Source organism: Paenibacillus sp. P32E (genome assembly GCF_001909085.1).
Classification (GTDB): Bacteria; Bacillota; Bacilli; order Paenibacillales; family Paenibacillaceae; genus Paenibacillus_AQ; species Paenibacillus_AQ helianthi.
This window is the reverse complement of sequence record NZ_LVYY01000038.1, coordinates 1-6,443: the sequence shown is the minus strand read 5'-3', so window position 1 is coordinate 6,443 and position 6,443 is coordinate 1. Positions and strand designations below refer to the sequence as shown.

General features: G+C 51.3%; 5 protein-coding genes. 2 read left to right on the top strand and 3 right to left on the bottom strand.

Going from position 1 to position 6,443, the window contains the following annotated elements; all coding sequences use genetic code 11:
* Positions 1–155: 155 nt before the first annotated feature.
* Positions 156–2,981 carry a glycoside hydrolase family 3 protein gene (locus tag A3848_RS24360; protein ID WP_074087483.1) on the bottom strand — a complete coding sequence of 942 codons (2,826 nt, stop codon included), beginning with the start codon at positions 2,979–2,981 and terminating at the stop codon, positions 156–158.
* Between the two features lie 145 nt (positions 2,982–3,126).
* A complete protein-coding gene (locus A3848_RS24355; RefSeq protein ID WP_074087482.1) occupies positions 3,127–4,008 on the bottom strand; it encodes a helix-turn-helix domain-containing protein in 882 nt (293 codons plus the stop codon).
* Between the two features lie 135 nt (positions 4,009–4,143).
* On the opposite strand from A3848_RS24355, the gene A3848_RS24350 reads away from it, so the two are divergent.
* Both A3848_RS24350 and A3848_RS24345 read left to right on the top strand, forming a co-directional pair.
* Positions 4,144–5,358 carry a sugar efflux transporter gene (locus A3848_RS24350; protein WP_074087481.1) on the top strand — a complete coding sequence of 405 codons (1,215 nt, stop codon included), beginning with the start codon at positions 4,144–4,146 and terminating at the stop codon, positions 5,356–5,358.
* A 15-nt stretch (positions 5,359–5,373) separates the two neighbouring features.
* Positions 5,374–5,778, top strand: a complete 405-nt coding sequence (locus A3848_RS24345; RefSeq protein WP_074087480.1) for a LytR/AlgR family response regulator transcription factor — start codon at positions 5,374–5,376, stop codon at positions 5,776–5,778.
* A gap of 460 nt (positions 5,779–6,238) precedes the next feature.
* Here the strand turns inward: A3848_RS24345 and A3848_RS24340 are convergent.
* A partial coding sequence (locus A3848_RS24340) for a transposase (RefSeq protein ID WP_074087183.1) occupies positions 6,239–6,443 on the bottom strand: 205 nt, incomplete at its 5' end.

Genomic DNA, 6,443 nt, shown 5'->3' with positions numbered 1-6,443 from the left:
GGCGGAGACTGAATCCAGGCACATCTTAAGAACCCGCTGGCGCAGCGATGCAGCCAGCGGGTTCTTTTTACGTCTGGATTTCTGCTATTTGAACATGCCAAAGACCCCGCATCCTCTGAATCATCAGAATATACGGGGCCATTGCTGTGTTCCTTCTATGCGCTAAAATGGAAGCGGCTCAGCAGAACCTCGCCTCTAAAGATCAAATACACATCCGTATTTCCTGCTTCCATAATTACAGGAACGGACAGGCTTTTCCACTCCTGGAGGGTGCCGCCTGCCGGAATTACCAGCGTACCTGCCAATTTCCCCGCCGGGCCTCCGGTTCTGATCTCCACACTGCCGCCCTTGGCGGAGGATACTAGACCCTGGAACTCTCCTGCTCCCTGTGCGAACGCTGCATCCTTGAAGGCAATCCATGCTCCGTCCGCTGTAGGGTGAATGGATGCGCCGCCCGCCTTGCATTCATCCAGAAACACTTTTTCATAGTCATCGTAGTTCTCGGCTTTAACTGTATGATACAGGTCACGCGGTGGAACCGTTTCGCCCTGTACTTGCACGCGTCCGGTCAGCTGAATATCGCCCGAGGAACGGCCAATTAAGATCTCGTACTCGCCGGTTTCCACACAATATTGCTCCCGCGTCACATCCCAGAAAGCCAGCTCCGCCACCGGTAAAGTAAAGGCTACCGTCTGTGTTTGCCCGGCAGCAAGATGAATCTTCTCGAAACCCTTAAGCTGCTTCAGGGGACGCTTCACCCGGGAGGACAAGGCGTGAATATAGAACTGAACTACCTCGTCACTTGCTACGGACCCTGTATTCTCAACGTCTACTGTCAGTTTAATGGTTCCATCCTGCTTCAAAAGCTCCTCCGCCAGCGACAGCTTGCGGTACACCACCTGTGCATAGCTTAAGCCATGACCGAACGGATACAGCGGCTCGCCGTCAAAGTACATGTAGGTTCTTTTGCCTTTGATAATATCGTAATCCATCAGGTCAGGAAGCTGATCCACGGAACGGTACCAGGTCATATTGAGCTTCCCTGACGGGCTGTAGTCGCCGAACAGGACATCTGCCACCGCATTGCCGAGCTCCTGCCCGCTGTGGGAGGTGTACAGGACCGCCGGAATATTCTCATCCATCCATGTCGAAGAGATCGGGTAACTGCCCACAATTACTACTACAGTATTGGGATTTGCCTCGTATACTGCCTTGACTAGACGTTCCTGCTCTTCAGGCAGCACAATATCCGGTCTGTCGATTTCTTCTTTGCCGTTCAAAAGCGGATGGTTTCCGACGAACACGACGGCGACCTCTGCGACCTTGGCAGCTTGGACTGCCGCTTCCACCCCATTTACAATGACGGTCTTGTTAAATTCACGTGCCTGGGCAACGGCATCCTGATCACCAACCTGGAGTGTGCCATCCTCTGCATTGATAGAGATCAGCTTGTCATTCCACGTGCGCAGGCTCACGGCTCCCCCGTCTTCCGGCACCAGATTCAGCGATTCCTTCACGTACCAGCCATAGATTTCATCAGCAGAAGCCGTCAAGGTCTCCGAGTCGTTCAGTGTAACATACTGTCCCCGGCTTGTTGCTTCCAATGTATTAGCGGTCCAGCCCCAGGCTGTATGACGGAACAATTCCCCACGCTCCGGTACATCATGCAAGACAGCCAATCTTCCGTCTTCGCCGGTCATTCCTACTGCCTTGCCGCTAGCTGCCGAGGTCAGAATAATGCGGTCATCCCCGCTCTCAAAAGCAACCTGCTTCCCGGCCAGCTTCTTCGTCACACCCTGCAGAGGAGTCACACCGTAAGCTAACGTACCGGAGTACCAGTCTCTGAAAGCTTCATCCGCCAGCGGTCCGATAAGTGCGACCTTGGATAGCTCAGTCTTGCTGAGCGGAAGGGTGTTATTGTCATTTTTCAGCAATACGATGGATTGCTTCGCAGCTTCCAGGGACAGTTCACTGTGTTTCTTGCTGAGAATCACGGAATCATCGATGGCCGCATACGGATTGCCTTCCTCGGGATCGAATTCGCCTAGACGGAAACGGACGCGGAATGTATTGAAAAGCGCACGGTCCAGATCCGCCTCGGTCAGCAGCCCTTCATTCAACGCCTGGTGAATGACCTTAATCGTCTCTTCCGTTTCTTCGGTCACACTGTCGATGCCGTTCTTAATCGATTCCGCCATGGACTGGGCGAACGATTCATAATACTTATGATCCTTCACAATCCCGAACAAATCTCCGGCATCGCTTACAATGAAGCCGTCCATTTCCCATTCGCCCTTCACAATCTCCATGACTGCCGGATGCAGGATTACTGGTACGCCATTCACCGAGTTGTACGCCGTCATCATCGACTGCGCGCCGCCTTCCTTGAAGGCAGGTTTGAAGGCTTCCAGATAATACTCGCGCATATTGCGCGGATCTATGCTGGAGGAAGCCACTCCACGGTCAATCTCATTGTTATTACCGAGGAAATGCTTAAGCGTTGCTACCGCTTTCAAATACTTGGGATGATCGCCTTGAATCCCCTTCACGAGCGAGGTGCTTAGACGGCCGGTCAGTTCCGGATCTTCACCATAGGCTTCTTCCGTTCTGCCCCAGCGCGGATCACGCTCCATATCCACTGTAGGCGCCCATAAGGTCAGGCCGTTGACCGTCGGATTTTTCCGGTAAAACGCTCTGGCTTCGTCGCCGATCGCTTCACCGATTCTCTGCAGCAGCTCCGGGTTCCAGGTGCAGGCCAGTCCGCTCGGCTGTGGAAAAGAAGTCGCTTTGCCCAGCCAGGAAATACCGTGTGCCCCTTCCGTACCGTGCTTATAGCCGCCTACTCCTAAACGTTCAATAGCTGCTTGATATTGGGGCATCAGACTTACCTTCTCATCCAGCGTTAATCTGGAGAGCAGGTCCTGTACACGTTCATTCAGCTGCAATTCAATTTGTTGAAAGGGTAATGTTGCGGATTCCATTGAGATGACACTCCTTTTGATCTTTATGATAACGGTTTCAACTATCCTCCCCATCATAAAAGATTCCCGCAGGGAGCAACACCTGAATAATTGACATAAAAATCAGTTCATAATTAGAGATTCGGGTGGGGGACCCGTCCCCCACTCAATTCGACAGGAACTTCCGCGCATCCGGCGAGACGCCGGAGAGGTTCTGGTCTCCGCTGGTGATAACATAGGTACCTTCCAGAATCGTCTCAGGCGGACGGCCCCGCACCTCCTTAGGCGTGACGCCGTATCTGGCCTTGAACACCTTGTGAAAATAAGAATACGTGCCGAACCCGCAGCTTCCGGCGATATTTTCCAGCCCCAAGTCGGTATAGCGGATGCGCTCCAGAGCGTTGGACAGCCTGATTTCCTGGGTATAGTGAATAATCGTATACCCTGTAAGCTTTTTGAAAAGATGCACAGCGCGGGAGACACTAAGCCCGGCCGCCGCTGCAACCTCCTCCACCCGCAGCGGGCGCAAGGCATGCTCGTTGATATACCGCTGCATCAGCAGCACCATTTCATTGGAACGCACCAGCGGGTCCTGGCGGGAAACGGACTCCTCCGAGAGGCGGTCGAGCGACAAGCATAAGGCGCACAGCAGATGCCGGATCAGCTCGGGATTGCCTTGTACAATCCGGTGCTGTTCGATGCTCAGCTGCTGCCATAGAGAGAGCATTCCGGCATCCAGATGGATCCGCTGCTGGATCGGGCGGGGCCGGGTCTTCCACCACTGTTCGATCCACGAACCTTCGCAGAGCAGATAATAATCCCCGCTCTCAATATTCCCGTCCATGGCCTCCACCTCTAAATGATAAAGCTCACCAGGGGGGTAGATCAGCAGATCGCCGGGCTCAATGACTTCCATTTTCCCCTTGACCAGCGCTCTGCAGCTGCCCATTACCTGTAGCCGAAACAGAAAGAAGGGCGGCGGCGTAAAGGATGTTTTGAAGGGAAGGGTATGAAAAGAGTACGCGCAGGCATGCAGCTTCAAATCCATAGTCTCACCGTCCCAGCCAAATAGTAGAGGTTTTCGAGCAGATAAAACATTCTTTAATCATCAACAATTATCTATACTATAACCAAATGAAAGATAAAGCTGCAAGCTGATTCTGAAGGAGACATTCCCGCCCCTATGTTGAACCGAACACGCAATCTTTTCCTGATCTCAGGCTATCCTGTATTTTTGATCTGCATGATGCTGCAAGGGATGGCTATATCCATTAGCTCCCCATTTTTGGCTGTCTATTTCACAACTAAGCTGGGGGTATCGGCAGCTACCTTTGGTGTTTTTACGGCAATAACCATTATAAGCGGCGTATGGCTCAGCATGTCGATTGCCAAACGCTCGGACAGCGGGCTAAACCGCAAAAAACTGATGGTCACCGCCATGTTTTTCAATGCGCTAGCTTTTTCCGGATACCTCATTATTCATGAGTTTTATGGACTACTGTTGTTTATGACCGTATTCACGGCTCTCGGTGCCCCGGCCATGCCACAGCTCTTCGCCAGTGCACGGGAGGCTGTCAATGCCAGCAAATCCGCTGATCATGCCTTAGCCAATTCAACGCTTCGCTCGATGTTTTCACTGGGTTTTATCGTCGGTCCGCTGGTGGGCTCGGTTCTTATCCATTATTTTGGATTCCAGGGCATCTTCACGAGCACCACGCTGATTTTTATCTTGAATGCTATGTTAGCTCTTTTCTTCATAAAAGCTCCTGCCGCTCCGCCAAAAACCGTCAGACAGCAGCCCAAGCCCGTAAGATTGCATCAGAATCCCCGGGTCCTGGTTCCTTTTCTGGTGCTGACGCTGCTATATTCCGGGCATTGGATCAACAACCTGAACATTTCCCTGTTCATTACGGATACGCTTGGCGGGGATATGCAGAATGTCGCATCGGTATCCAGTATTTGCGCACTGCTTGAGATCCCACTGATGCTTGTACTGGGGCTATTGTCTGCTAAATATTCCGCCCGGCTGCTCATGGTCTGGGGAATTGCGCTGGGTGCAGCTTATTACATAGTCGTGCTGTTCTCAACTTCATTGTGGCAGATTCTCGCCGGACAGGTACTGCTGGCCTTCTTCGTAGCTGTTATCTCCGCTATCGGCATCAGCTATATTCAGGATTTGCTTCCCGATTTGCCAGGATATGCTTCAACACTGTATACGAATTCAACGACGATCGGCAGACTGTTGGGAAGTCTGGCCGGGGGCGCAGCAGCACAATGGTTCGGATACCGGAATGCCTATTGGGTATGTCTGCTGCTGGGCCTGCTCTCTCTGGCTTTGCTTGCACTCCCTCAACGTTTGACGGCAGAAGAGGGGACCCGTTCTACCAGCATCACATAACAGGAGGAACCTGCGATGAAAATTATACTTGTTGACGACAACCCTATTGTGCGCACTGAGCTCAAGCTGATGCTGGAGCAACTGCCTTTTGAATATGAAGCGATTCTGGAAGCGTCCTGTGATTCGCGGGCCATCCGGCTGATCGAACAGCATGAACCGGATCTTATTGTGACGGATGCCAAGCTGCTGATCAGCGAAGCCAGTGCGATAGAACGTGTGAATGGAAATCAGCCTCACGGCAAGATTGTTGTGACCAGCAGCCACGAATTTGTCCTGGATGCCTTTTGCAAAGGCGGCATGGATGCTCTGCTGAAACCTGTTGCCAAGGAAGAGCTGATGTACGTATTGCTTAGAGCGGCAAGCGCTACGGGGCATGAGAGTATGTATGATGAGCAGACGGGGGTTGCTCCGGCGGGGTAGTTGTTGTATGAAGAATAAGGCTACATGAAGAACTCTGCGTGAGATTCCTTAGACATTTCCAATAAAACAACTCCGATAATGAATAGGTTAAGAATTATCAAACCAATAGTCTGGAATCTCCAATTTTTACGGGTGAATAATCGCGTGAAGAAACCCCAGTGAGATTCCTTCCCCTATTAAATTCATGGGTAACAGTATAATAGACATAAGAGCCAATGACAGAATATATTCCGATATCATTCTTCCTATAACCAATAATCCAAACAGACCCAAAACATGTACCCAGGGCCACAGGACCAAGATTGTACTAATTTTGTTGGAATCCTTAATTAAAAATCATGAATAGCTCCTGCTTATAACAAAACAAAGGGGCTGTCTCATAAGTAGATTTTCAAAAAAAAGAAACAGCCCATATGTATTCAAGAGGCAGTAAAAAGACAGCAAGGCCGCGATTCTCCTGTTATTGGAGAATCGCGGCCTTGCGTTTTTGGTCCACCGTGGCTTGCTTCAGCATATTATGGGCAAGCGAAAGCCAACCGACCTCAAGCGTCACTTTTTCCATGCCGCGAAGCAGAAAGCGCCGGAAGCCCCGGTTATTCTTCAGTTGTCCAAATACGCTTTCCGGTTCCGTCATTCGGCGTACGGCCAGGGCATAACCTTCCTCG

Coding starts and splice junctions, on each gene's coding strand:
- A3848_RS24360 (WP_074087483.1), bottom strand. CDS start 2,981: ATGGAATCCGCAACATTACCCTTTCAACAAATTGAATTGCAGCTGAAT.
- A3848_RS24355 (WP_074087482.1), bottom strand. CDS start 4,008: ATGGATTTGAAGCTGCATGCCTGCGCGTACTCTTTTCATACCCTTCCC.
- A3848_RS24350 (WP_074087481.1), top strand. CDS start 4,144: ATGTTGAACCGAACACGCAATCTTTTCCTGATCTCAGGCTATCCTGTA.
- A3848_RS24345 (WP_074087480.1), top strand. CDS start 5,374: ATGAAAATTATACTTGTTGACGACAACCCTATTGTGCGCACTGAGCTC.